This window comes from Nannocystis sp. (assembly GCF_016714285.1).
GTDB lineage: Bacteria > Myxococcota_A > Polyangia > Nannocystales > Nannocystaceae > Nannocystis.
In genome coordinates, this window is record NZ_JADJNN010000025.1 from 47,707 (window position 1) to 72,193 (window position 24,487).

General features: G+C 70.7%; 17 protein-coding genes and 3 pseudogenes. 13 read left to right on the forward strand and 7 right to left on the reverse strand.

What is annotated here, in order from left to right:
- The first annotated feature begins 10 nt into the window (after positions 1–10).
- The 3 genes from IPJ59_RS30345 to IPJ59_RS30355 all read left to right on the forward strand — a co-directional run bounded on the left by IPJ59_RS30345 (position 11) and on the right by IPJ59_RS30355 (position 3,785).
- Positions 11–388: a DUF1304 domain-containing protein gene (locus IPJ59_RS30345; protein ID WP_293250378.1), complete on the forward strand. Its 378-nt coding sequence runs from the start codon at positions 11–13 to the stop codon at positions 386–388.
- Positions 389–509: 121 nt separating this feature from the next.
- The gene (locus IPJ59_RS30350) at positions 510–2,273 is read left to right on the forward strand and encodes a peptidoglycan-binding protein (RefSeq protein ID WP_293274467.1); all 1,764 of its coding nucleotides are present in this window, start codon (positions 510–512) and stop codon (positions 2,271–2,273) included.
- Positions 2,274–2,420: 147 nt separating this feature from the next.
- On the forward strand, positions 2,421–3,785 hold the full coding sequence (locus IPJ59_RS30355) for a protein kinase domain-containing protein (protein ID WP_293250372.1): 1,365 nt from the start codon (positions 2,421–2,423) through the stop codon (positions 3,783–3,785).
- Between the two features lie 73 nt (positions 3,786–3,858).
- On the opposite strand, the gene IPJ59_RS30360 is transcribed toward IPJ59_RS30355, so the two are convergent.
- Complete coding sequence (locus IPJ59_RS30360) at positions 3,859–4,734, reverse strand: hypothetical protein (protein ID WP_293274469.1); 876 nt, start codon at positions 4,732–4,734, stop codon at positions 3,859–3,861.
- Here IPJ59_RS30360 and IPJ59_RS30365 point away from each other — a divergent pair.
- The 3 genes from IPJ59_RS30365 to IPJ59_RS30375 all read left to right on the forward strand — a co-directional run bounded on the left by IPJ59_RS30365 (position 4,700) and on the right by IPJ59_RS30375 (position 7,639).
- Positions 4,700–6,280 (forward strand): M36 family metallopeptidase, encoded by a 1,581-nt coding sequence (locus IPJ59_RS30365; protein WP_293274471.1) that lies wholly within the window; start codon positions 4,700–4,702, stop codon positions 6,278–6,280. The genes IPJ59_RS30360 and IPJ59_RS30365 overlap by 35 nt on opposite strands.
- Positions 6,280–6,984 (forward strand): hypothetical protein, encoded by a 705-nt coding sequence (locus tag IPJ59_RS30370; RefSeq protein ID WP_293274472.1) that lies wholly within the window; start codon positions 6,280–6,282, stop codon positions 6,982–6,984. Before IPJ59_RS30365 ends, IPJ59_RS30370 begins: the two co-directional genes overlap by 1 nt.
- Before the next feature lie 238 nt (positions 6,985–7,222).
- Entirely contained in the window at positions 7,223–7,639 is a 417-nt protein-coding gene (locus IPJ59_RS30375) for an MYXO-CTERM sorting domain-containing protein (RefSeq protein ID WP_293274474.1), read from the forward strand.
- A gap of 103 nt (positions 7,640–7,742) precedes the next feature.
- Here IPJ59_RS30375 and IPJ59_RS30380 read toward each other — a convergent pair whose 3' ends face one another.
- Entirely contained in the window at positions 7,743–8,789 is a 1,047-nt protein-coding gene (locus IPJ59_RS30380; protein WP_293250366.1) for a hypothetical protein, read from the reverse strand.
- A 126-nt stretch (positions 8,790–8,915) separates the two neighbouring features.
- Between IPJ59_RS30380 and IPJ59_RS30385 the strand changes: the two genes are divergently transcribed.
- The 4 genes from IPJ59_RS30385 (at position 8,916) to IPJ59_RS30400 (ending at position 12,245) form a co-directional block, all read left to right on the forward strand.
- Complete coding sequence (locus tag IPJ59_RS30385; protein WP_293274476.1) at positions 8,916–9,371, forward strand: hypothetical protein; 456 nt, start codon at positions 8,916–8,918, stop codon at positions 9,369–9,371.
- A complete protein-coding gene (locus tag IPJ59_RS30390) occupies positions 9,284–10,273 on the forward strand; it encodes an FG-GAP repeat domain-containing protein (RefSeq protein ID WP_293274478.1) in 990 nt (329 codons plus the stop codon). Before IPJ59_RS30385 ends, IPJ59_RS30390 begins: the two co-directional genes overlap by 88 nt.
- Positions 10,270–10,569: a hypothetical protein gene (locus tag IPJ59_RS30395; RefSeq protein WP_293274480.1), complete on the forward strand. Its 300-nt coding sequence runs from the start codon at positions 10,270–10,272 to the stop codon at positions 10,567–10,569. Before IPJ59_RS30390 ends, IPJ59_RS30395 begins: the two co-directional genes overlap by 4 nt.
- A 116-nt stretch (positions 10,570–10,685) precedes the next feature.
- Positions 10,686–12,245: a tyrosine-type recombinase/integrase gene (locus IPJ59_RS30400; protein WP_293274482.1), complete on the forward strand. Its 1,560-nt coding sequence runs from the start codon at positions 10,686–10,688 to the stop codon at positions 12,243–12,245.
- Between the two features lie 1,682 nt (positions 12,246–13,927).
- Here IPJ59_RS30400 and IPJ59_RS30405 read toward each other — a convergent pair.
- The 5 genes and pseudogenes from IPJ59_RS30405 to IPJ59_RS38270 all read right to left on the reverse strand — a co-directional run.
- A pseudogene (locus IPJ59_RS30405) lies at positions 13,928–16,000 on the reverse strand (WD40 repeat domain-containing protein); the annotation flags it as partial.
- A 209-nt stretch (positions 16,001–16,209) separates the two neighbouring features.
- Positions 16,210–17,664: pseudogene (locus IPJ59_RS30410) on the reverse strand (nSTAND1 domain-containing NTPase); the annotation flags it as partial.
- Positions 17,665–17,799: 135 nt separating this feature from the next.
- On the reverse strand, positions 17,800–18,267 hold the full coding sequence (locus IPJ59_RS30415; protein ID WP_293274487.1) for an SIR2 family protein: 468 nt from the start codon (positions 18,265–18,267) through the stop codon (positions 17,800–17,802).
- Complete coding sequence (locus IPJ59_RS30420) at positions 18,210–19,778, reverse strand: CHAT domain-containing protein (RefSeq protein WP_293274488.1); 1,569 nt, start codon at positions 19,776–19,778, stop codon at positions 18,210–18,212. Before IPJ59_RS30420 ends, IPJ59_RS30415 begins: the two co-directional genes overlap by 58 nt.
- A 1,007-nt stretch (positions 19,779–20,785) precedes the next feature.
- Positions 20,786–21,325, reverse strand: a pseudogene (locus IPJ59_RS38270) (hypothetical protein); the annotation flags it as partial.
- Between the two features lie 771 nt (positions 21,326–22,096).
- Between IPJ59_RS38270 and IPJ59_RS38755 the strand changes: the two are divergent.
- The 3 genes from IPJ59_RS38755 (at position 22,097) to istB (ending at position 24,431) form a co-directional block, all read left to right on the forward strand.
- Positions 22,097–22,735 (forward strand): hypothetical protein, encoded by a 639-nt coding sequence (locus IPJ59_RS38755; RefSeq protein WP_463673381.1) that lies wholly within the window; start codon positions 22,097–22,099, stop codon positions 22,733–22,735.
- A gap of 263 nt (positions 22,736–22,998) precedes the next feature.
- On the forward strand, positions 22,999–23,649 hold the full coding sequence (locus IPJ59_RS38760; RefSeq protein ID WP_463673382.1) for a Mu transposase domain-containing protein: 651 nt from the start codon (positions 22,999–23,001) through the stop codon (positions 23,647–23,649).
- Positions 23,646–24,431 (forward strand): IS21-like element helper ATPase IstB, encoded by a 786-nt coding sequence (gene istB, locus IPJ59_RS30435; RefSeq protein ID WP_293257497.1) that lies wholly within the window; start codon positions 23,646–23,648, stop codon positions 24,429–24,431. Before IPJ59_RS38760 ends, istB begins: the two co-directional genes overlap by 4 nt.
- Positions 24,432–24,487 lie beyond the last annotated feature (56 nt).

The following is a 24,487-nucleotide window of genomic DNA, read 5'->3' on the forward strand; positions in this document are numbered from 1 at the left end:
ATCCTCCCCCATGTCCAAGCTCAGCAAGGCCCTCATCGTCCTCGTCGCCCTCCTGCACCTCGTCTTCCTCGTGCTCGAGATGTTCCTGTGGCAGAGCGAGCCGGTCATGGCCCGCTTCGGCACCACCCCCGCCTTCGCGGCCCAGTCCGCGGTGCTGGCGATGAATCAGGGCCTCTACAACGGCTTCCTCAGCGCCGGCCTGCTGTGGTCGCTGATGCTCGGCGACGCCGCGCACGGCCGCGCCAGCGCCCGCTTCTTCCTCGCCTGCGTGGTCGTCGCCGGCGTGTTCGGCGGGCTCACGGCCAAGCCCTCGATCCTCGTCGTGCAGGCCCTGCCCGCCCTGCTCGCCCTCGCCACCACCTTTCTCGCCCCCGCCCGATCGCGCTAGTACCTCGACGTGGGCCCACGCGCCGGGTTTGCGCCGCCCCGCAGCGGCTGCACGCTGGCCCACGCCGCCCGCCGAACTCCGCTAGCATTCCTCGCGGCACACCGCTTGCTCCGCCCCCCCCGTGTTCGCGTCGATCGCCACCCTGCTGCTCGCCCTGGCACCGCCGACCACCGTCGCGGCGCCGACCTGTGAGCACAAGGCCCCCGTCTATCGCGGCGGACGAACGATCGGCGAGCGCTGCCCCGACGAGCTCCGCGCCGCCCACATGACGACGCTCGACCTCGGCGACAGCTGGGCCCCCTACTCCTTCGACGGCGCCGCGATCGCGGCCGGCGTGGCCCCGCCGAGCTACCGCGACACCTTCATCGCGCTCGCCGACCAGCGCTTCGGCGACGACACCCTCGCCGCGAGCGACCACGACCTCGAGCTCTACGGCATCACCCCGAGCCCGCGCGTCGTCCTCGCGGCGATGGACGGCACGACACGCCACAGCTGCCACGACGCGATCGACGACGACCCGCTGCGTGCCGTCCGCGTGCCGCTGCGACGCGAGGACCCGAGCGAGGCGCAGGCGCGCCGCAAGACGCAGGCGCGCCGCCTGGCCTACATCGCGGCGGTGATCGCCAGGCGCGGCCTCGCCGACCCCGCCGAGCTCGCCGCGCAGAGCCCCGCCTACGCGCGCCTGGTCGCCGACGCCGAGCGCGACGCGATCCGCCTCGGGGCGATCGCCGCGCTGCAGGCCCACCTCGTCTGCGACGGCCTCCTGCAGCGCGCCAGCGGCATCGTCGACGGCGCGACCCGCCAGGCGCTCGCCGCCTATCAGCGTCGCCACTGGATCGTCGCCCACGGAGAGCTCGACGCCGACACCCGCGACGCCCTGATCGCCGGCAGCCGCGAGCTCGACTTCCGCCTCGCGCTCCGGCTCCTGCGTCAGCGCGTCGCCGACGCGGCCGGCCTGATCGAGGACGGCTCGGCCCGCAACGCCTGGGGTACCGTCCTCGGTCGTCAGCTCGACCCCGCCGACCTGCGCTACCAGGGCGACGATCCCCCGCTCAGCAACGGCGCCCCCGACTCGATCTCACCCGCCACCGAAGCCGCCGCGCGTGCCCTCGGATGGCTGGACTTCGCCACCACCCGCGACGGCCTGCGCAGCATCCTCGCCGCCGACGCCCACACCGTCGCCGTCGCCCTGCCGCCGCCGCCCGCCTACCACAGCCGCACGCTGCCCCTGCGGGCCGTCATCGATCGCCACGGCGCCGACGATCGCGCGACCCTCACCCTCTACGCGCAGGCCGGCGACGGCGAGCTCGCGCTGGTCCGCTGGCCGACCACCGTCGGCGGATGGAAGGCCGAGAAGCTCGCCAACGGCCGCGTCGTAAAAAAGCACAAGCCGTCGGACACCGGCCCCCGCGTGTGGCGTGACCTCGTCGTCGCGCCGGTGTGGTTCGCCCCCGACGGCACCCCCGACGACGACCTCGTCGGCCGCCGCGACGGCCACTGGGCGGTGAAGGAGGACCTGATCGGCCCCGGCTATCGCTCCGCCTACGGCCTCGTGATGCTGATCCACCACCAGCCCGTGATCCTCCGCGACGGCACCCACATGCTCGACCACGGCATCCGCACCCACGGCTCGGTCAGCTACCGATCGATCCTCGTCGGCGACAGTCACGGCTGCCACCGCCTCTACAACCACCACGTCCTGCGCCTCGCCAACTTCCTCCTGCGCAACCACAGCTACGTCGTCCACGGCGCCGCCGAGGAGCACTACATCCGCCGCGTCCGCCGTCACGGTCGGCGCTGGACCATCCGCCGCGACGAACGCGGCTTCCGCTACGAGCTCACCCCGCCGGTCCCGATCGAGGTCGGCCGCGGCGTCCTCGACTAGTCCTCGAATGGCCCTCGAATGGCCCCGCGACTGGCGTAGGTTGCGCAACAACCCTGGACGAGCCGCCGCCCCCCGCCACGCCGCCCCCCCGCGCCCACGATCCGGCGAATCACCCCGCCCCGGCCGCGAGCTGCGATGAATGGACCGATGGTCGAGCGTGGACGAGACACCGGCGTGATCCTCATCGTCGACGACCACGAGGACACGCGCGTGATGCTGCGCGACTTCCTCGTCGGGTTCGGCTTTCACGTCGACACCGCGGCCGACGGCGCCGAGGCCCTGGTCCTGCTGCGGGCGCGCCCCTTCGACCTCGTCCTCACCGACCTCAACATGCCCCGCCTCAGCGGCCTCGAGCTGATCGCCGCGATCCGAAGCGAGCAGCTCACGCCCGACGTCCTCATGCTCTCGGCCGACGGCCAGGTCGCGCGCGCCGTCGAGGCCATGCGCCTCGGCGCCCTCAACTACCTCATCAAGCCGCCCGACCTCGAGGTCCTGCTCGCCGAGCTGCGCGCCGTCATGCAGGCCCGACGCGACCGCGCCGCCGAGACCCACGCCGGCGAGACGACCGCGGTGCTCGGCCACCACAGCAGGCCACCGCGCGAGGCCGCGAGCGAGGCCCAGCCCGCCCGCGTGGACGAGAGCCTGCCGACCACGATCGGCCGCTACGAGGTCCTCGGCAAGCTCGGGGCCGGCGGCATGGGCACGATCTACAAGTGCTTCGACCCCTCGCTGCGCCGCACCGTCGCCGTCAAGGTCGTCGCCAACGAGGCCGACCCCGCCGGCCGCGACGAGCTGCTGCGCCGCTTCGCCTGCGAGGCCCAGGCCGCCGGCATGCTCCACCACCCCAACATCGTCACCGTCTTCGACTACTCCGCCGCCGCCGACGCCCCCGTCTACCTCGCCATGGAGTACCTCGCCGGGACCCCGCTCGGCACGATCATCGCCGCGGGCCGCATGCCCTGGCAGCGCAGCGTCGGCATCGCCTTCCAGCTCGCCGACGCCCTCGAGTTCGCCCACCGCAATCAGGTCATCCACCGCGACGTGAAGCCCGGCAACGTGCTCGTCCTCCCCGGCGACATCGCCAAGATCCTCGACTTCGGCATCGCCAAGCTCGCCAACTCCGAGCTCACCGTCCCCGGCACCTTCGTCGGCTCGCCCCGCTACCTCGCCCCCGAGAGCTTCCGCGGCGCCCGCATCGACTACCGCGCCGACCAGTTCTCGCTCGGCAGCGTCCTCTACGAGATGCTCGCCGGCCACCCCGCCTTCGACTTCACCAACTTCTACGCCGGCGTCCACCACATCCTCTCGGACCAGCCCACCTCGCTCGAGGCCCTCGGCGTCGACGCCCCCCTGCTGCTCCACGACGTCGTCGCCCGCCTCCACCAGAAGGACCCCGACCGCCGCTACCACAACGAGATGCGCCTGCTCGAGGACCTCGGCGAGCTCGCCGAGCTCGCCGGCCTCAGCCGCGAGCTCGGCGTCCCCCGCGACACCCCCGACTACCTGCGCTGACCTCCTCAGCACGTTCCCGCGCCTCCGCGCTGGCACACGTCGGCGACGGATGGACTTCCGCGCGCGTCGCCGCCTACGATGACGCGTGGTCCGCCTGCGCCCCCGCCTCGCCGCGTCGTCCCTCCTCGCTCTCCTCGGCCTCCTCTGGGTCGCCCCGACCAGCGCCGTCCAGGCCCGCCAACACCCGCAACTCCCACCCCAGGCACCCCAGGCACCCCAGGCACCCCAGGCGCCGCAGCTCGCCGGCCAGCGCACCCCGCACGACGCCTGGCTCGCCACCGCGGCGACCCCACGCCCCACCCGAGGCCCCGTGATCGTCGCCGCCCACGACCCCGGCCGCGGCGCTCCCTCGCTGCTGTGGTCCCCGACCACCGCGACCCCGCCCACCTTCCTCTCGAGCGAGGCCATCGCCCGCCTGCACCTCGAGCGTCACCGCGACGCCTACGGCATCTCGCGCGCCGTCGTGGCCGGCGCCCGCCACCTCTTCACCCACGACCTCGGCCGCGGCGGCATCGTCGTCGCCCTGCGTCCGCGCGTCGGCGAGGTCGAGCTCCTCCACGCCGACGTGAAGATCTTGCTCGACCGCCAGCGCCGACCCCTCGCCATCTCCGGCACCCCGCACCCCGCCGCCCACGCCGACTCGGCGAGGCCATTCATCCTCGACGCCGCCACCGCGCTGCACACCCTGCTCCCCGGCCACGACATCGCCGGCGCCACGCCCCGCCTCGCCGACCTGCGCGGCTGGTCGCGCTTCACCCTCCCCGGCCAGGCCACGCCCGCCCGCAGCAAGCCGGTCTACTTCCCGGTCGGCGACGCCCTCGTCCCCGCCCACCTCATCGAGCTCCAGCTCGACACCCGCGGCCAGCTCGAGGTCCCGCAATACGTCGTCGCCGCCGACGCCGCGCCGCCAGCTCATGCGCCGCAGCGCCACCGCCAGCGACGCCTTCAAGTACCGCGTGTGGGCCGACGAGACCGGCGACCTCCGGCCCAGCGACGGCCCGCTCGCCGACTGGAACCCGCACCCCACCGGCAAGCCCGACCAGGGCCCCATCGACGCGACCGTCCCCCGCCTGATCACCGTCGAGGGCTTCAACACCAACCCCGACGGCCTCGCCGACCCCTGGCTCCCGCCCGGCGCCAAGGTGACCCACGGCAACAACGTCGACGCCTACGTCGATCACGACGCCCCCAACGGCCTCGCCGACCTCGACTTCCGCCCCAGCGTCACCGCCCCCGGCGTGTTCGACCGCGTCTACGACCTCCCCCTCCCGCCGCTCGACTCCAAGGCCCAGTCGATGGCCGCGATCACGCAGCTCTTCTACGTCAACAATTGGCAACACGACTTCTGGTACGACTCCGGCTTCAACGAGGCCACCGGCGTCGCCCAGGACAGCAACTTCGGCCGCGGCGGCGTCGAGGGCGACTCGCTCCGCGCCGAGGCCCAGGACGCCGCCCTCGCTGGCGCCCGCAACAACGCCAACATGTCGACCCCGATGGACGGCGCCCCGCCGACCATGCAGATGTACCTGTGGAGCGGCGTCACCAAGGTCGCCCTCCTCGAGCTCGAGCCCCTCGGCAAGGACTTCGAGGTGGCGATCGCCCAGTTCGGCCCGCCCGACTTCGACGTCAGCGCCGCGATGGTCCTGCTCGACGACGGCGGCGGCAAGAGCCCGAGCGACGGCTGCGAGGCCCCCACCAACAACCTCGTCGGCAAGATCGCCCTCATCGATCGCGGCAACTGCACCTTCGAGACCAAGGTGAACTTCGCCCAGGCCGCCGGCGCCGTCGGGGCCGTCATCGCCGATAACGTCGAGGCCGAGAATGTCCTGAACCCCGGCAACGACGCCGACACCGAGGACCCCACGATCCCCAGCTTCGGCACCGCCATGGCCTCCGGCGTCGCCCTCAAGGCCGCCCTCAAGAAGAACCCGCAGACCGCACATATGGTCGGCGAATCCAGCGTCGAGCGCGACGGCACCATCGACAATATGATCGTCGCCCATGAGTGGGGGCATTATCTCCACCATCGCCTCGTCGACTGCGGCAGCACCGCCTGCGGCGCCGAGAGCGAGGGCTGGGGCGACTTCAACGCCCTCTTCACCACCCTGCGCGACGGCGACGACCTCGACGCCACCTACGCCGCCAGCCTCTACGCCGCATTCGACCCCACCGGCTACTTCGGCATCCGCCGCCTCCCCCACACCGTCGACTTCGCCAGGAACCCGCTCACCTTCCGCCACATCGCCGACGGCGAGGAGCTGCCGATGGGCCCGCCGATCGAGCCCTCCGGCGCCTCCAACAGCGAGGTCCACAACGCCGGTGAGATCTGGGCCACGATGATGTGGGAGGTTTACATCGCCCTCCACAAGGCCCACGCCGAGCAGGGCGACCTCGACTTCGCCGGCGTCCGCCGCCGCATGGCCGACATCATCGTCCCCGGCATGATGCTCGCGCCCCGAGCCCCACCTACCTCGAGCAGCGCGACGCCCTGCTGATGGCCGCCCGCGCGATCGACCCCGCCGACTTCAACACCGTCGCCCAGGCCTTCGCCCGCCGCGGCGCCGGCAGCTGCGCCGTCTCCCCGCCCAAGAATTCCGTCGACCTCGTCGGCGTCAAGGAGGACTTCCAGGTCCGCGCCAATGGCGTCATCCTCGCGGCCAAGGTCGACGACAGCCTCGCCTCCTGCGACGACGACGGCATCATCGACGGCGGCGAGCTCGGCCGCGTCGAGCTGACGCTCTACAACGCCGGCGCCGAGCTCCTGCCCGCCGGCGCGATCGTCGAGGTCCACCAGCCCGACCCCGCGCTGGTGTTCCCCGACGGCCCCTCGCTGGTCGCCCCGGCGCTCGAGGCCCTGAGCTCCACCGTCCTCGAGCTGCCGATCAGCATCGCCGCGATCCAGGAGTATCGCCCCCTCACCCTCACCCTGCGCCTCGTCACCCCCGGCGGCTGCGTCGAGTTCCTCGACGTTCCGCTCGACACATTCATCCACGCTGACCTCAAACCCATGGCCTCCCGCGACGACGATCTCGAGGTCACGCCGAGCGTCTGGACCACCGACGGCGGCAACGCCGAGGCCGTGTGGCGCCGCAGCTCCGGCCCCGAGGGCGGCTTCTTCTGGCACGCCGACGACGTCGGCCGCCCCACCGACACCCCCTCCTCTCCCCCACCATCCAGGTCTCCGCCGACGAGCCCCTGATCATCGCCTTCGACCACCGCCTACAGCTTCGAGACCAGCATGGGCACCTACTGGGACGGCGGCGTCATCGAGGTTCGCCGCGGCGATTCCAAGGTGGGTCGATATCTCCACACTCGCCGCCGTCACCGACTACAAGGGCGTCATCGTCAGCGAGGCCAACCCGCTGAACGGCCGCTCCGCCTACGTCGGCGAGACCCCGGCTTCCCCAAGCGCCAGCCCGGAGTCGCTGAACCTCGGCATGAACCTCGCCGGCGAATCCATCGTGCTGCGCTTCCGCGTCGGCACCGACGCCGCCGCCGGCGCCCACGGCTGGGACATCGACAACATCCGCCTCACCGGCGTCGACAACACCCCGTTCCCGTCTGGCAGGTCGACCAGGCCCCTGTGCGCCGAGACCGGTGACAGCGCCGCGAGCACCACCACCGCCGCCACCACCGCCACCAGCGACGACAGCGACACCACCCCCCTCCCGACCGACAGCGGCGCGAACAACAGCGTCACCCTCGACGCCGATGACGGCGGCGTCGACAGCAGCAACGACAGCGCCAACGCCCTCGACGACGACGGCTGCGGCTGCCGCAACGACCCGCAGCCGCGCCCGCCCCTCGCCCTCGCCGCCCTCCTCCTGCTCACAATCCGCCGCCGCCGCGCCTGAGCGCCCACCTCATACGCGGCGCCGCAGCGCAGCGCGGCTCAGCTCGACCACTCGGTGCACACCTCGCACACCTCGCGCCACGCAGCCTGCAGCCCCGCCCCGCTCAGCTCGACCACTCGGTGCACACCTCGAAGTAGAGCGCCGCGTCGGGATACTCCGACTCCTCGAGCTTGATCCCGATCACCCCCTCGGCCAGCCCCCGCGTCGTGCTCAGCGACACCACGAGGCTCGGCCCCAGCCCCTCCGCGAAGGCCTGCGCCAGCTCCTTGGCCAGCGGCTCGCTCACCAGCTGCGCGTGGTACTGACCCTCCTTGCCGTCGAGATCGGTCATCGCCACCGCCGCCTTGGTGACCAGCATGATGCCGACCGACGAGCTCCCGCTCACCGCGTCGCCCTGCGACCAGGCCACGCACTGACCGCCCTCGATCGTCCGACACAGCGCGTTCGACTCCTGCTCCGTCGCGAGCTGCCCGTCCTTCATCCCCACGTCCCAGGTCGCGTCATCCCCCAGCAGCATCCCGATCTCCAGCGTGCTGTCCTGCGCCGGCTCGGTCAGCGGCTCGTACACCACCAGCTCGAGCCGCGCCGCGAGCAGATCGGCCGCGTCGACGCCGGCGTCCTGCACGAACGCCGCGACCTTCTCGCCGTTGAAGCGCAGCAGCGCCGCGTTCTTGCCCTTCTCCGTGTCGTTGACCAGGCGAAAGAAGCCGGTCGCCCCGAAGTTGAGCGCCCCGCAGTCCGGCGCCGTCCCGGCGCCCCAGCCCGCACACGGCGAGCCCATCGAGCTCGGCACCACCCCCGCGTCCTCGAACGCCTCCGCGTCCAGCTTGACCGCCAGGCGCTCCGATTTCGTACACTGCATCGCTAGCTGCCCCGTGCTGCCACCGCTGTCCGTCGCGCCGGTCCCCGTCGCCTCGCCGCCCGCCGTGGTCGTGGTCCCGGCCGCGGTCGTCGACTCACCCTGCGAAGCCGTCGCTCCACCGCTGTCCTCACCCCCGCTCGTGGTCGGCAGCGTCACCGAGGTGCCGCTCGCTCCGCCGCTCACACCCGTCGAGCCCGCGCTCGCCTCGGCGCCGCTGTCCTCCCACGCCGGGTTGTCCTTCACCAGGCAGCCACCGAACACCAGACAACCAAGCATGAGCCGTCGCATGATCGCGCCTCCAGGACCCCCAGCATGCCAGATCTCGCGACCGAGCGCGGCGCCACACGATCGATCGTCACGAGCCCGCGTGGGTGCGCCCGCCTCCGCGCGCAGCCCCCGTGATAGCGTGGCGAGGTGGCCCGTGTCTCCCGCATCTCCTTCTCCCTCCTCTCGTACCTCGCCTTCTGCACCGCCGTGTGGAGCGCCTGCGGCGACGACGGCCGCCCCGGTGAGGCCGGCACCGGCAGCGCCACCGACACCAGCCCGCTGACCACCACCGTCACCCCCACCACCGGCGACAGCACCCCCACCGGCAGCGCCACCGGCACCGCCACCGAGGGCAGCATCAGCGACACCGCCACCGGCACCAGCAACGGGCCGACCAGCGCCACCGACAGCGCCACCGCCACTGACAGCGCCACCAGACAGTGCCACCACCCGCGACGACCGCCACCACCGGCGAGCCCGCAGGCCCCTGCAACGAGGACCCGCCGCCCGGCTTCATGGCCCCCTTCGACGCCGCCTGCAAGACCGAGCCCCAGCTCGGCATGTTCGACCCCGTGGTCGAGTGGCACAAGGACATGTTCATGACCAGCCCCGGCGCCAACGCCAGCGCCTCGGCCCCGCTCGTCGTGCAGGTCAATGACGACAACATGGACGGCAAGGTCGACAGCGAGGATATGCCCGACATCCTGAATATCATGTACAATCCCAACAATCAGGCCGTCCTGCGCGCCATCTCCGGCGACGGCAGCAGCGAGGTGCTGAGCATCGTCATCCCCGGCGGCACCCGCGAGGAGGGCCTCGCCGCCGCCGACATCGACAACGATGGATTCATCGAGATCCTGAGCAGCAGCAACAACGGCCAGCAGATCCTCTGCTACGAGCATGACGGCACCCTCAAGTGGACCAGCCCGATGCTCACCGCCGCCAACGCCGGCACCTACGAGACCTACCCCGCGATCCTCGACATGAACGGCGACGGCAAGCCGGAGATCGTCGCCGGCCGCGTCATCCTCAACAGCGCCGGCAGCCAGGTCGGCGTCGGCATGTTCGGCATCGGCGCCCCACCGGCAACGCCAACGGCAGCGCCGCCGTCTCCTTCGCCGCCGACCTCGACGGCGACGGCGAACGAGGTCGTCGTCGGCAACGCCCTCTACCGCATGGACGGCACCGCCATCTGGTCCAACGCCTCCAACGACGGCTACCCCGGCGTCGCCGACTTCGACCTCGACGGCATCCCCGAGATCGTCGTCGTCTCCAACGCCGAAGTCCACGTCCACGACAGCTCCGACGGCGCCTTGATCTGGAAGACCGCGACCCCGGCGGCCTCGGCGGCCCGCCGACCATCGCCGACTACGACGGCGACGGCTTCCGGAGGTCGGCGTCGCCGGCCTGAGCAAATACAGCGTATTCGACACCGACGGGACCGTGCTGTGGAGCCACACCACCCAGGACGCCTCCTCCGGCATCACTGGCAGCTCCGTCTATGACTTCGAGGGCGACGGCATCGCCGACGTCGTCTACGCCGACGGATCAACCTCTACGTCTTCTCCGGCATCGACGGCGCCACCAAGCTGCATTCGCCGACCACAACAGCGGCACCCGCCTCGAATACCCGATCGTCGCCGACGTCGACCGCGACGGCCAGGTCGAGATCGTCGTCATCCACGAGCCCTACAACGGCCCGATCACCGGCATCACCGTCATCGGCGACAAGAACAACTCCTGGCGCCCCGGCCGGAAGATCTGGAACCAGCACGCCTATTCGATCACCAATATTGTATGAGTGGTTTGGATCCGCCCTGCGCGGGCTTGTGACAGAGAATGTGTACTTTCGGACAGGCGATTTAAGACCCTTGCTTGGCTCGAATTTGTCGCGATAACTGGGGTGGAGGTTTGGGGATGCTGACTACCGCGACCGTGCGCGAGCTGAAGCCGCGCGACAAGATGTACGAGGTGACGTGCGCGGCGATGCCCGGGTTCGTCGTACGGGTGCTGCCGACTGGCAAGAAGGTGTTTCTCGTTCGCCATCAGGTCGACGGGCAGTGGCGTCGGCAGAAGATCGGGCTCATGAGCCCGACGCTCGGCGTCGACGAGGCGCGCCGCCGGGCGGTGCTGATGCTCGGTGGTGAGGCGCGCAACGAGGCGTCCGTCCAGCCGGACGCGGGCCGGACCGCGCCGAGATCAGGGCGCCGAGTCGAGCCTGTGAAACAGGTGGAATCGCCGCGAGTGACAGTTCGCGAGCTCGCCGATCGCTTCGTCCGCGAATTCGTCGACGTCTATCTGAAGCCCAGCAGCGCGATCAACTACCGCAAGCACCTCCTCGAGGACATCTTGCCCGTGCTCGGCGATCGGGACTTCCGGAGCGTGACCCGCCAGGACGCACAAGCGCTACACGCCAGCTTCAAGAAGACCCCGGGGTCCGCCAACTACGTGCTGTGCGTACTCGGTAGCCTGTACAAGCGGATCATCGTCGCCTGGGAGCTGTCGGACATGCGCAACCCCTCCCACGGCGTCCAGCGCTTCACGATGAAGACACGCGAGCGCTTCCTGACGCCCGAGGAGCGGCAGCACGTGGAGGCGACGCTGCTCCGCGGCTTGCAGATCCCGCCGGGACGCAAGGGCCACCTCGATCGAATGGGTGTCTGGGCCCTGCAGCTGCTCTCGCTCACGGGCCTCCGGCGCGACGAGATCCGTGGCCTCACCTGGCCCATGGTCGACTGGCAGCACAGCTCCCTGAACCTCCCCGACACGAAGACGGGCCAGCGGAGGATCCCCGTTCCCTCGCAGGTCATGGCCCTGCTGCGGCGGATCCACGACGCCACGGGCAACCGCAAGGCGGGCTTCGTGGTGCACTCGCGCACTGGCAGGAAGCTCTCGGGCCTCAACTTTACGTGGAAGAACATCCGCGAGGCGGTGGGCATCCCCGACGTCCGCCTGCACGACCTGCGGCACTCGTTCGCCAGCGACGCGCTCATGGGCGGCGTGCCGCTGGCGATCGTCGGCGAGATGCTCGGCCACCGGCAGCCGAACACGACCAAGCGCTACGCGCACCTGGCCAACCGCGTCGTCCGCGAGGCGCTCGAGCACACCGCCAACCGCATCGTCGAGGCCAGCAGGATGCCCCCCGCGCTGTCGGTGGCGCCGTTCGAGCCGCTGCGCGACGTCCAGTGGGCCGCGATCGTCACCCTCGTCGACGCCGACCGCCCGCGCGGCGGCAAGCCGGTCGACATGCGCGACGTGGTCAACGGAATCCGCTGGGTGCTGCACACGCAGGGGCACTGGTCGGACATCCCGGCGACCTACGCGACTACGTCGACGTGCTGGCGCTGGTACAGTCGCTGGAGCGCGGACGGGACCTGGCCGAAGGTCGAGGCCGCGATCGCGGCGCCGGCGGCCACGTCGACTCGCCGGCCGAAGCCCAGGGCCCGGCCAGTGGAGAGCGGTCTACGGCTCGAGTAGCAGCGGCCTGCAGGCGGTGCGCACGCGTCGGCGTGGACCGAGTCCGGGTTGCGCGCCACGAACTTCCGCCCAGCCCCGGACGCGCCGGCCTGCCCGGACTCGCCTCAAGCTCGGGACGATCCTCGACACACGTGCATACGCGACCACCAGACGGATGCGCGTGAGCGCCGAGACATCGATTGTAGCGGTGGCTCTGCCACAGACCCCGGATACGGCCACAGCGGCCCCGACCACCACGCCAGCAGCGATCAGTCCGTTCGCCTCGGGCTTGCCAGCCCCGCTTCGCTGCTCGCGGTCGACGAGCAGGCCCCCGCGACGCCGAGGCCGATCGTCGTGAAGGTCGCCGTTCGCAGCTAGTCGTTCGGTAGATCAAGGGTTAGGGTCGCGTTGAAGGTCGAGAGATCCATGACACTGGCGATGTCCGCCAGACTGCCAATCTCAAGGCGGGCTGGATCCGGGAGGCGCCCACGGCCATCAATGAGAAAACGGCGCTCCCGCTGCCATTCAAAACGCCGTGGCTTACAGAATCCCACGGGCTCCAGCGTCCCGTGGAAAGCGCAGCTTCATCGTAGTACGTGACAAGGCGGCCGGTGACGTTGAAGCGCTCGCGCTGGCATGCAGCACCAAGGCGTTCCTGAAATGCCGTGACGTTGTGAACGCAGACAACGTGCTCGCCTCCCATGGAAGCGCACTTCTCAGGCACTCGCATATACTGCCGAAACTCATCAATGTTTTCCGGAGAGAGACTTGTGAACGCGCCGGACGACCCGGCGTAGACGCAGAGCGCGTGCTGCTCGAGTATGGCCTGTGGCGTTATCAGGGCAGCAGACGCCCAGTCCGACGATGACGTCGAGAGCTGGATATCATTAACCCGCATTACTACGCCCATGTCAGGCTGCATAATGTGCGAGGTCCCTTCAAAGCGATCACCCCGACCGTCGTCGGCCTCTTCCAACCCACGAAAGTAGTCAAGCCTCCGGAGGAAGAGGCTACCGGCGATGAAGTCGTCGGCGTGGGCTCGCTCTTTACAGAATGTTCAGAAGCCAGAAAACCGTTGTCATTGCTGGATTTTACACTACCGCCCGGCACCGCGCGAGCGCGAGCCGCGAGTCGCGGCCCACGCGAACCGCGGGCCGGCGAGAGGCATCTCGAGGGGGGCCATTGCAGCCGCCGGTGACGGCGATGTCGAGGTCGCCGTCGTGGTCGGCCCAGTCGCTGGCGGTCGCGTAGCAGCCGGAGACAGACAGCTGGTGGGCCACGCTGAAGGTGCCGGCGCTGGACAGCCACACGTGTACGGGGTCGCCGTGCCAGCCGCCGTAGCTGATGTCGTCGGAGCCGTCGGCGTCGGCGTCGGCGACGCGGAAGGTGTAGAAGAGACGGGGACGCGGCCGTGCTCGCGCTCGTAGGCGTCGTGGCGCGCGCGGGCCACGGCGTCGGACTCGTCGAAGTGACCACCTGCCTCGTTATCGGCTACGACCCGGAGCGCCCGCGCTCCAGGTCAACCGAGATCCGCCGCAGGGCGAGATGGGGCGTTGTGTGGAGCGTGTCCGGAGACACCGCCCGGCGGCCGCAGTTGCTACGGGTACGGCGAATCGGGCGAGGAGGTCGGCCTCGGGAAGTGTTGCGCGGCGGCGTGGGTTCAAGGTTTGGTGAACCGCGGACCCGCGAATGGGCGGGGCGTCTCAGTTTTTCGGGGCGTCGTCCTTGTCGCGCGGGACGCGGCCGTATGAACGCTCGCAGGCTTCATACTCGGTGCGGGCTACGTCGGCGTCCTCGTCGAGGTACGTGCGACGCATGGCGGCGGTGAGGCAGATGGTCGTCGCTCGCTCGAGGGCTCGACGCATCGCGGGGACCGAGACGCTCCAGATGCGGGCGGTGGCGTCGTTGGACGCGGTGACGATGTGATTGCCGTCCGGGCTCCACGCGGCAGAGTTGACCTCGTCCTCGTGGCCGCGGAGGACGAGGGGCTCGCCCGTGCCGTCCGCCCACCACGCCCGCGCCGTCTTGTCGTAGGACGCGGTGACTATGCGCTGGCCATCCGGGCTCCACGCGGCGGACCGGACCCATTCATCGTGGCCGTGAAGGACGATGGGCTCGCCCGTGCCGCCCGCCGGCCACACCCGCGCCGTCTTGTCGTGGGACGCGGTGACTATGCGCTGGCCATCCGGGCTCCACGCTGCGGACCAGACCGAGTTCTCGTGGCCGCGGAGGACGACGGGTTCGCCCGTGCCGTCCGCCCGCCACATCCGCGCCGTCTCGTCGTCGGACGTGGTGACGATGTGCTGGCCATCCGGGCTCCACGCGGCGGACCTGACCACGCTGTCGTGGCCGCGGAGCACGACGGGCTCGCCCGTGCCGTCCGCCCGCCACACCCGCGCCGTATTGTCGAAGGACGCGGTGACGATGCGCTGGCCATCCGGGCTCCACGCGGCGGAGCGGACCAAGTCGTCGTGGCCGCGGAGGACGACGGGCTCGCCCGTGCCGTCCGCCCGCCACACCCGCGCCGTATTGTCGAAGGACGCGGTGACGATGCGCTGGCCATCCGGGCTCCACGCGGCGGACAGGACGGCGCGCTTGTGGCCGCGGAGGACGACGGGCTCGCCCGTGCCGTCCGCTCGCCACACCCGCGCCGTCTTGTCGTAGGACGCGGTGACGATGTGCTGGCCATCGGGGCTCCACGCGGCGGACGAGACGGGCTTGTGGCCGAGGAGGACGGGCTCACCCGTGCCGTCCGCCCGCCATACCCGCGCCGTCTTGGTGAAGGAGGCGGTAACGATGCGCTGACCATCGGGGCTCCACGCGGCGGACCAGACCGAGTCCTCGTGGCCGCGGAGGACGGGCTCGCCAATGCCGTCAGCCCGCCACACCCGCGCCGTCTTGTCGTGGGACGCGGTGACGATGCGCTGGCCATCCGGGTTCCACATGGCGGAGATGACCGGGTTCTTGTGGCCGCGGAGGACGACGGGCTTGCCCGTGCCGTCCGCCCGCCACACCCGCGCCGTCTTGTCGTGGGACGCGGTGACGATGCGCTGGCCATCCGGGCTCCACGCGGCGGACATGACCGAGTGCTCGTGGCCGCGGAGGACGACGGGCTCACCCGTTCCGTCCGCCCGCCACACCCGCGCCGTCTTGTCGTCAGACGCGGTGACGATGCGCTGGCCATCCGGGCTCCACGCGGCGGACCAGACCAAGTCCTCGTGGCCGCGGAGGATGACGGGCTTGCCCGTGCCGTCCGCCCGCCACACCCGCGCCGTCTTGTCGTCAGACGCGGTGACGATGCGCTGGCCATCCGGGCTCCACGCGGCGGAGATGACCACGCTGTCGTGGCCGCGGAGGATGACGGGCTTGCCCGTGCCGTCCGCCCGCCACACTCGCGCCGTCTTGTCGAAGGACGCAGTGACGATGCGCTGGCCATCCGGGCTCCACGTGGCGGACCAGACCCATTCCTCGTGGCCGCGGAGGACGACGGGCTTGCCCGTGCCGTCCGCCTGCCACACCCGCGCCGTCTTGTCGTGGGACGCGGTGACGATGCGCTGTCCATCCGGGCTCCACGCGGCGGACTCGACCCCGTCCTCGTGGCCGCGGAGGACGACGGGCTCGCCCGTGCCGTCCGCCCGCCACACCCGCGCCGTCCTGTCGGAGGACGCGGTGACGATGCGCTGGCCATCCGAGCTCCATGCGGGGGACCGGACCGGGTCGTCGTGGCCGCTGAGGATGACGGGCTCGCCCGTGCCGTCCGCCCGCCACACCCGCACCGTATCCCCTTCGAGGGTAACGACACGCTGGCCATCCGGACTCCACACTGCCCCTCCCCCGTCGAATCTGGCCTCGAACATCGGGGTCGACAACGTGTCGAGTGCAAGCTGCAGCCACCCACGAACGTCCTCGGGAGCCTCGACCACGAGGAGGACCCGCGTCGCCGCGGCTGAATCGTGACGCGCGAGGAGCTCGCGGGCGCCGGCCATCAAGGAGGCCGTGCGCGCCCGTGCGGCTTCCGCCTTCGCATGGTCGCGGGCCGTGTCTGCTGCGGCTTTCTCCTCCGCGAGTTGTTTCTGCGCGGCCTCGGCGGTCTCCTGCGCGGCCTCGGCGGTCTCCTGCGCGGCCTCGGCCGCCTCCTGGGACCGCACCGCCAGCACCGCGAGCACCCCGACGCCCACCGCGACCACCACCGCGACCACCGCCAGCGACGAGTCGGCGCCGCGCCGCCCGCTCCCGGGCACATGCCCGTGCGACAGCCCGAGGAATCACGCTCGCTGCCCGTGATCCGCTTCGGGTGCTCCGCGGCCCACGCCTGCGCACCCCGCAGCGCCGCGGCGCCGAGCAGCAGCGCCGCCGGTCGCCGCCCATCCTCCCACAGCCGGGCCTGCACCTGCAACGGATGCAGGTGCTTCGCCTCCCACGCCTCGTTGTCGCGCAGCACGGGCTCGACCAGGCGGTCGTGGCTCAGCTCGAACCACGTGCCGCCGGCCCGCGGCTCGGCGCGCACGATGAACTGGTCGCGCAGCCGCGCGATGAGGTCGTTGCCCAGCCCCGCGCTCTGCCTCGCCTCTTGCCGGACCTGCGCGCGCAGCCGGTTGACGATCAGCGTGCGCCCGACCCACTCACGCACCGCCCGCTCGACCGCCTCGTCGCCGCCGGCGACCGCGGCGACTACGTCGGCGTAGTACCCGGCGAGCGCCGACGACACGCTCGCGTAGCGTTCGATGTCCTCGGCGTCGATGCTGAGGTCGTCGTCCGGCATCGCGGCCCACAGGCGGTGGCAGACCACCTGCAACTGGACCGGCTCGACGAACGGCCCCGGCTCCGCGACGATGCTGCCGTCCGCCTGCTGCACCTGCACCGTCGCCAGGTCCTGCACCAGCCGGTCGACGCCGGGGAACGCCCGTCCGCCGCGCTCCGCCAGCCGCACCGCGGCCTCGCGCGCGCCCTCGCGGCGGTCGAGCAGGTCGAGGCGGAACGTGTTCGCCAGCTCCGTGGGGATGCGGTCGCGGTACGGCGCCAGCGCCGGCAGGTGGTCCTCGCGGACGATGAACAGCGCCCACAGCTCCCCGCCCTCGAGCGCCTGTCCGACCGCCGAGAAGAACGCCCGCCGCTCGGCCAGCCCCGGCGGTCCGACGGTCAGAACCTCCTCGAACTGGTCGAACAGCAGCACCGCCGGGAGGTCTTGCCGGCCCTTACGCCGCGGACGGGTCGTCACGTACGTCCGCAGGTCCATCCGCGCGAGCTCTGCGGGGTTGCGGCGGCGATCGGCCGGCAGTTCCTCCTCGAGGCTGAGCAGCACGCTCAGCACGTAGCGGTTGGTCTCCGCCGGCAGGTCCGCGAGCCCCGCCGGGTCGAAGTTCACGCGGATCGGCCGCCACACGTCGAACCCGCCCTCGACCAGCGCCGGCGTCAGCCCGGCCATGACGAGCGAGCTCTTGCCCGCCCCGACGGCGCGTGCAGCACGAGGATGCGCCGCGCCTGCAGGCGGTTATATAATTCGCGCACCTCGGCGTCGCGCCCGTACAGCGGCTCGCCCTCCTGGATCGGCCGCGGCCCGACGAACGGGTTTCGCTCAGAAATCCCAGCCATCGTCGCCCCCGTGCGGCTGCTTGTCGTCCGCGCCCAGGTCGCCCGCGGCGGCCAGCGCGTCGCGGAGCGAGGTGAGGAAATCTTCCGAGCTCCCCCAGTAGATGTTGATGTTTGCCTTTTGGCCGAAGTACTTGGCCAGGAAGGCCCGGGCCTCGGCGACGTCGGACATCGTCTGCAGGTCCGGGTCGAGCTGCACGGCGACGTGGCAGTACTTCTCGAGGCGCTTGCGGCCGGGCAGGCTCATCATCAGGCGGAACAGCACGCGGAAGTGCCAGTCCGTCAGGCGAAACCCGAGGAACAGCAGCGAGTTGCTGACCAGGGCGCCCTCGACCTCGGGCGGCATCAGCTTGGTCGCGGCGGTCGTGAGCAGGTAGTCGAAGTAGTCGTCCTCGGTCAGGACCAGGCCATCGTCGTCGGCGCTGGCCCCGAACGCCCCGAACACGTGGTACACGAGCGGCGCCTGCGCCGACGGCCGCGCGACGCGGTCCTCGTCGGCGGGTCGCGGCGACTGCTGGTAGCGCCACCGGGTCGCGACCTGCTGCGGCGTGCTGGCTCGGCGGCCCGCAGCGCGCGCTCGAGCAGCGGGTCGAAGTTGGTGGTCACGTACACCGAGGCGCCGAGCTCCGCGAGGATGCGGTGCGGGTCGCGGGTGTCGCTACGCAGGCGATCGCTGACCAGCGCCAGCAGCTTGCCGAGCCGCGGGTGCTTGTTGCGCGGCGGGAGCTCCTCGGGCGGGAGCCAGCCGCGGTGCTGCTCGATCAGCTCGCGCAGGAGCTGATCCTGATACGCCTGGAGGACGTTGAACCGCGACTCCTTGACGCTCATGTACTCGGTGACCCGCGGCAGGTCGTCCCATTCGTGGGCGTGCAGGGGGTAGTGGTGGATACCCGCCAGCTTGCGCGCCGCGTCGTGCGCGCTGCCGCAGGCCGTCTCGAGCAGGCGCGGGCCGATGATCGGCACGACCTTGCCCTTCTTGACCGGGACCAGCAGGCTCGCCCACACATCGTCCTGCCGGGCGCTGCGAAAGCCCGGCGTGTACCACAGGCGTCCGTCGGTCAGGCGGGTGTACAGGGCCGGCATCCAGTGGTCGCTCCGGTCCTTCACCCCGCCGCGGGCGACGGCCAGGGCGCGGTCGATCTGTCCGTCGCCCAGCAGCTCGCGGAAGAACACCGGCATCATCCGCGCCACGGTGCCCATCGTGATCTTCCCCTGCATGGCGAGGACGGCGGGGACGCCCGCGTCGGCCAGGCGTCCGGCGAGCGTCGCCTGGACCGTCGTGCGCTCGTCCGCCGCGACCAGCTTCCCGTCGCCGGCGCTCTCGCACGAGGCGAGGACCACGAGCCGCGGGACGCGGTGCTGCTCGCCGAGCCGGAGCGCCAGCTCGTCGCCCCGGACGACCACCGCCTCACCGGTCTCGCCTTGCAGGATCAGCGCCGGCGTCCCCGCGCCGCGCTGGAACATGCCGTGGCTGACGAGGTAGAGGATGTCGACCCCGCGGCGGACCTCGTCGAGCAGGCGAGCGAGGGTGCAGGGCGCGTCGGGGCCGCCGAGGACGCGGACCTGCACCCCGGCGAGCGTCGCGGTGATGCGACTCGACTCGCCCGCGAAGTCGACGGGCGCGAGGTCCCAGCCGGTGAGGTCCGGGGCCGCGACCGCGACGAGCGCGGTCAGCTCGGTCCGGGCCCGCAACCGCACCGGACGGAAGTCGCGCGAGACCATGAAGCGGGACAGCAGCACGCGCTCCGAGGTAGCGAGCGCCGCGTTCGACGCGGGGTCGCGCAGGTGCTCCCAGCGCAGGGCTTGCAGCTCCTGAGCCGAGGGGTCGATGCACACGAGGATCCGGAGGTCGCGGTCGGACGCGTCCGCGGCGGTGCGGACCTCGCCGAAGCGCCGGGCGACTTTCCGCGTCGGCGAACACCTGGCGAGCGAGCTCCTCGCCGTACGTCCGGCCCGACCTCGCATGCGCCAGCAGGCGCGGGCCGTCGAACGCCGCGATGCCGCGCACGGGCGCCACCCTGGCCTGGCTGGTGGGATCGCTGTGCGACAGCTCGACCACGAGGTCTCCGCCATGCGGTGGATCGAGATGCTGAGCAGGTAGGAAGGAGTGTCCATCCGTGGCTTCGCCGGGGCTGCAGGGACCGGCCGACATCATAGCGCCCGGGCGCGGTCGGCGCCGAGTGTTGTTCGGCCATTGAGAGGCCGCTGCTCGGCGCTGCCCAGGAGGCCTGGCTGTTGGTCCTTGCGTGGGCCGAGCTGTTGGTCTCAGCGCGGTCTCCAGGGGGGCCGTTCCTGGCGCCGCGAAGCGCTGTGGACGGCCCTCCGTTCGTCTCACTGGCGGCCATGGGCCGCCGACCTACCTGCGAGCGTGCGCCGCCCAGCCAACAGCGCCCGCGCCAGTCAGGGCGCACCCGAGACCGAACAGGATCTTCTTGCGCAAGCTCCACGGTCTCGCCGCTGTCAGCCTGGCGATCTCGGCGGCGTCCTCGGCATGGAGCTGCACCAGATGGCGGTTCGCCCGGGTCAGCCTGGCGATCCGCGGCGGCGTCCTCGGCACGCAGCCGCTCGAGCGTGGTGTTAGCGCCAGTCAATCGGACGATCTCGGCAGCATCGTCCGCGTGCCGTTGCTCGAGCTCGACGTTCTTCTGATGCAGCCGGAAAGCCCTGGCAAGCACGTCGTCCATCTTGGTCTGCGTGTCACGTTCGCGAGCTGCCGCCGCCGCGCGTTCGGCCTTGGCAGCGGCGAGAAGTCGCTCCAACTCCCCCATGGTCCTCGCCGACGCCGGATCGGGCACAGCATGAAGATGCCGCACCGCTTCCTGCGCAACGGCCTGCACTTCCATGCTTCCGACGACGATCGCCTGGGCCACGGCCTCGTCAACGTAGCTGACGAGGACAAAGTCCTGCTCGGCACCCAACGCGACGACGAGCCGATCGAACGTCGCCAGCGTCGGGTTCGGGGCGGGATCGTTGAACATCCGACTGAGCTGCGATCGGTTCACGTCGGCGACCTTGGCGAGCGCGGACACGGTCGCGATGTTCTCGCGGACCATGATCTCCTTCAGGCGCGTGATGACCGCAGCGGGGTCGTTGTTGAGTACGCCGTTGAAGCGCGCTCCCGCCTTATGGACGAGCTCGAGGTAGACGCCCAACGTCGGGTTCGGCTCTGGGTGCTGAAACAGAGAGAGCACCTGGGCCGCGCTGTGGTCGGAGCGCTTCACCAGCTCGTCCTTGCTCAAGTCCGAGCGCCGCAACCATGACTCCAGCTCCCCGACCCACCGCCGTGTGCCCATAGCCCCACAGGCTAAAGCCGCTGTCGCGACGGTCAAGGGGTCTGTTGCTCCGAGCGATCCGACTGCAGTGAGCGGCAACATCGCCGTCGCCGAGCAACACCCGCGCGTCGTCGCCGTCGCCGAGCAACACCTGCGCGCCGTCGTTGTCGCCGCGCACTCCGGGCCGCTCGCCCGCCGCGCAGCTCGGGCTCGCTCGGGCCGTGGCCCCACGCGCGACATGTCCCTTTGGACATATCAATGGGCATTAAAAGAAGATAAGCTCGATAACGCTTTTGCTGACTTATTTGCGACTTCGCTAAAGAAGTCTGGACTTCTTTTCATATGTCCCAGGAGACATATTGTGCCTCGCGTCGCCGCACCGTTGATCGCCGAGCGACGGCGGCGACCGGGGTTGCTCGGTGAGGACGACAATGCGCGATCCTCTCGCGCGATCCTCTTAGGACAGATCGCGCCGGCACCAACGAAGCCGCGCGGACCCGCGGAGCGCGTCGAGCACCGCGGCTAGCCCGAAGCCGCGCAGACCCGCGGACCAACAGCTCGCGTGTCGAACCGCGGCCAGCCCGACGAAGCAACAGCTCGCGCGTCGACCAACACCGCGGACAGCCCGACGCCGCGCGGACCCGCGGAGCAATAGCTCGCGCACCAAGCGGCCGACCCCGACGCCGGGCGGACCCGGCGGTAACAGCTCGCGCAGAGCAACAGCTCGAGCGCCGAGAACACCGCGGCCGCCGAGCAACAGCTCGCGCGCCGAGCAACAGCGCGGCCCGCCCGACGCGCGCGGACTCGCTGTTAGTTCTCAGCAGTAATCCCCCTGCCGGCCAGTTTCTCAGGACCATTCCCCCCTGGCCGGGCCGAGTTTCTCACCGTCTTTCCCCCCTGGATCGACTGAGTTTCTCAGGACCATTCCCCCCTGCGTGACGAGGCGGGTACCCACCTCCGGGTCGGCGGACGAGCCGACACGGAGGGTCCATGGCGTACCGCGAGGTCACGATGATCGAGATCAAGGAAGTTCTACGACGATGGGTCAGCGGGACCCCCAAGAAGCGCATCGCGGTGCAGCTCGGGCTCGACCCGAAGACCGTACGGCGCTACGTGGAGGCGGCCGAGCACCAGGGGCTACGCCGCGATGAGGGTCTCTCTGGCCTGACCGACGAGCGCGTCGGCGCGGTGATCATCGCGCTCAAGCAACCGGCGGCGCATCCCCACGGCGACCCTTGGTGGGCCTGCGAGGCGGAGCGCAAGACGATCGAGGCACACATCAGGGACGGCCTGCGCCTGACCAAAATCCACCGTCTCCTCGCACGGTCGCAAGTGCACATACCGTACTCGACACTGCACCGATTCGCTGTGCAGGAGCTCGGCTTCGGGCGCAAGGCGGCGACGGTGCCGGTCGCGGACGGCGAGCCGGGCCACGAAGTGCAGGTCGACACCGGCTGGGTGCTGCGCCCGAACCGGATGGCAGCGGAGTACGCCGACGCAAGAAGGCCTTCATCTTCACGCCGAACGTGTCGCGCTACCGCTTCGTCTACCCGATCGACCGCGAGACCACCGCGGAGGCGATCGCCGCCTGCGAGGCCGCCTGGACCTTCTATGGCGGGATCTTCCGCGCGATGGTCGTCGACAACATGAAGGCGATCGTCACGCAAGCAGATCCACTCGAGGCCAAGATCAACCCGACGTTTCAGGAGTATGCGCAGGCGCGCGGCTTCTTCGTCGATGCCACGCGTGTGCGTCGGCCCAAGGACAAACCTCGCGTCGAGCGAGCCGTACGCGACGTACGCGACGACTGCTTCGCCGGCGAGCGCTTGCTCGACCTCGCTGCCGCACATGCCCGGGCGCTACGCTGGTGCCGCGACGAGTACGGCATGCGGCGGCACAGCACGACTGGCCGCATGCCGCGCGAGCACTTCACGCATGTCGAGGCGCCCGAGCTGCTGCCCTTGCCGAGTGGGGCCTACGACGTGCCCAAGTGGTCAACGCCGAAGGTCGCCCGCGATCACTTCGCGCAGGTCGAGCGCGCCCTCTACTCGCTGCCGACGCGGCTGATCGGCCGCGTCCTGAGTGCCCGCTCGGATCACAGCTTCGTCCGCTTCTACGACCGCGAGCAACTCGTGAAGGTCTGCCCGAAGCAGCCGCCCTGCGGACGCCACATCGATCCCGAGGACTACCCCACCCACAAACGAGCCTATGCCATGCGAGATATCGACTTCCTGCAGAAGACCGCCGACGAGCTCGGTCCGTCGATCAGCGCGCTCACGAAGCGCCTGCTCGCTCACCCACTGCCGTGGACCCGCATGCGCGGCGTCCAGGGCCTCATCGCGCTGACCAGGCGCTACGGCGCCGAGCGAGTCGACGCCGTCTGCGTCACCGCGCTCGCCCACGACATGCTCAGCGTGCCGCGGCTGCGCCGCATGCTCGAGAGCGCTGCCGCCACGCCAGCGTCCACGCCCACGCCGCCGAGGGCGCTGCCGCCGGGAAGATTCCTGAGACCGCCGCAGCACTACGCGCTGCCGACAACAACCACCACCGGAGAACCATCATGAACCAGGACAGCATCACCACCGATCTGAAGCAGACCCTCAAACGCCTCAAGCTTGGGCCGATCCTCGACACCCTGCCCGAGCGGCTCGCTCTCGCCAGGCAGCAGAAGATGCCCCACCAGGACTTCCTCCTGACGATCCTCGCCGACGAGGTCTCTCGCCGCGACAGCGTATCGGCGCAGCTCCGATCCCAGCGCGCCCGCCTCGATCCGGCACATCAGCTCGAGGCCTGGGACGCGACCGCCAACGTCCGCTACGACGTCGAGCTCTGGAACGAGCTGTGCTCCCTGCGCTTCCTCGAGACCCACGCTCACGTCGCCATCGTCGGCCCGGTCGGCGTCGGCAAGACCTTCCTGGCCCACGCTCTCGGAGCCGCCGCCTGCCGCCGCGGCCGCAGCGTCCTCGCCCACCGCAGCGACCGGATGCTCAAGGCCCTGCGCCACGCCAGGCTCGACGCGACCTACGAGGCCGAGCTGCGCAAGCTGCTCGCGGTCGACCTGCTGATCATCGACGACTTCGGGCTCGACGCGATGGACGCGATCGAGAGCCGCGACATCTACGAGCTACTCACCGAACGGCATCGACGCGGATCGATCGTCGTCACCTCCAACCGCGGCCCGGATGAGTGGCTCGCCACCTTCGCCGATCCGGTCCGAGCCCAGGCCGCCGTCGACAGATTCACCAGCAACGCCTACGACCTCGTCATCGACGGCGAGTCCTACCGCGCCCGTCAGAAACCGACCCTCTCACGCTCGCCGAAAACTGGATCTCGGAGGGCGGCCTGAGCGAAGATCCTCCTCGTCGCGCAGATGGATCTGGGGGGGGAATGGTGGTGAGAAAC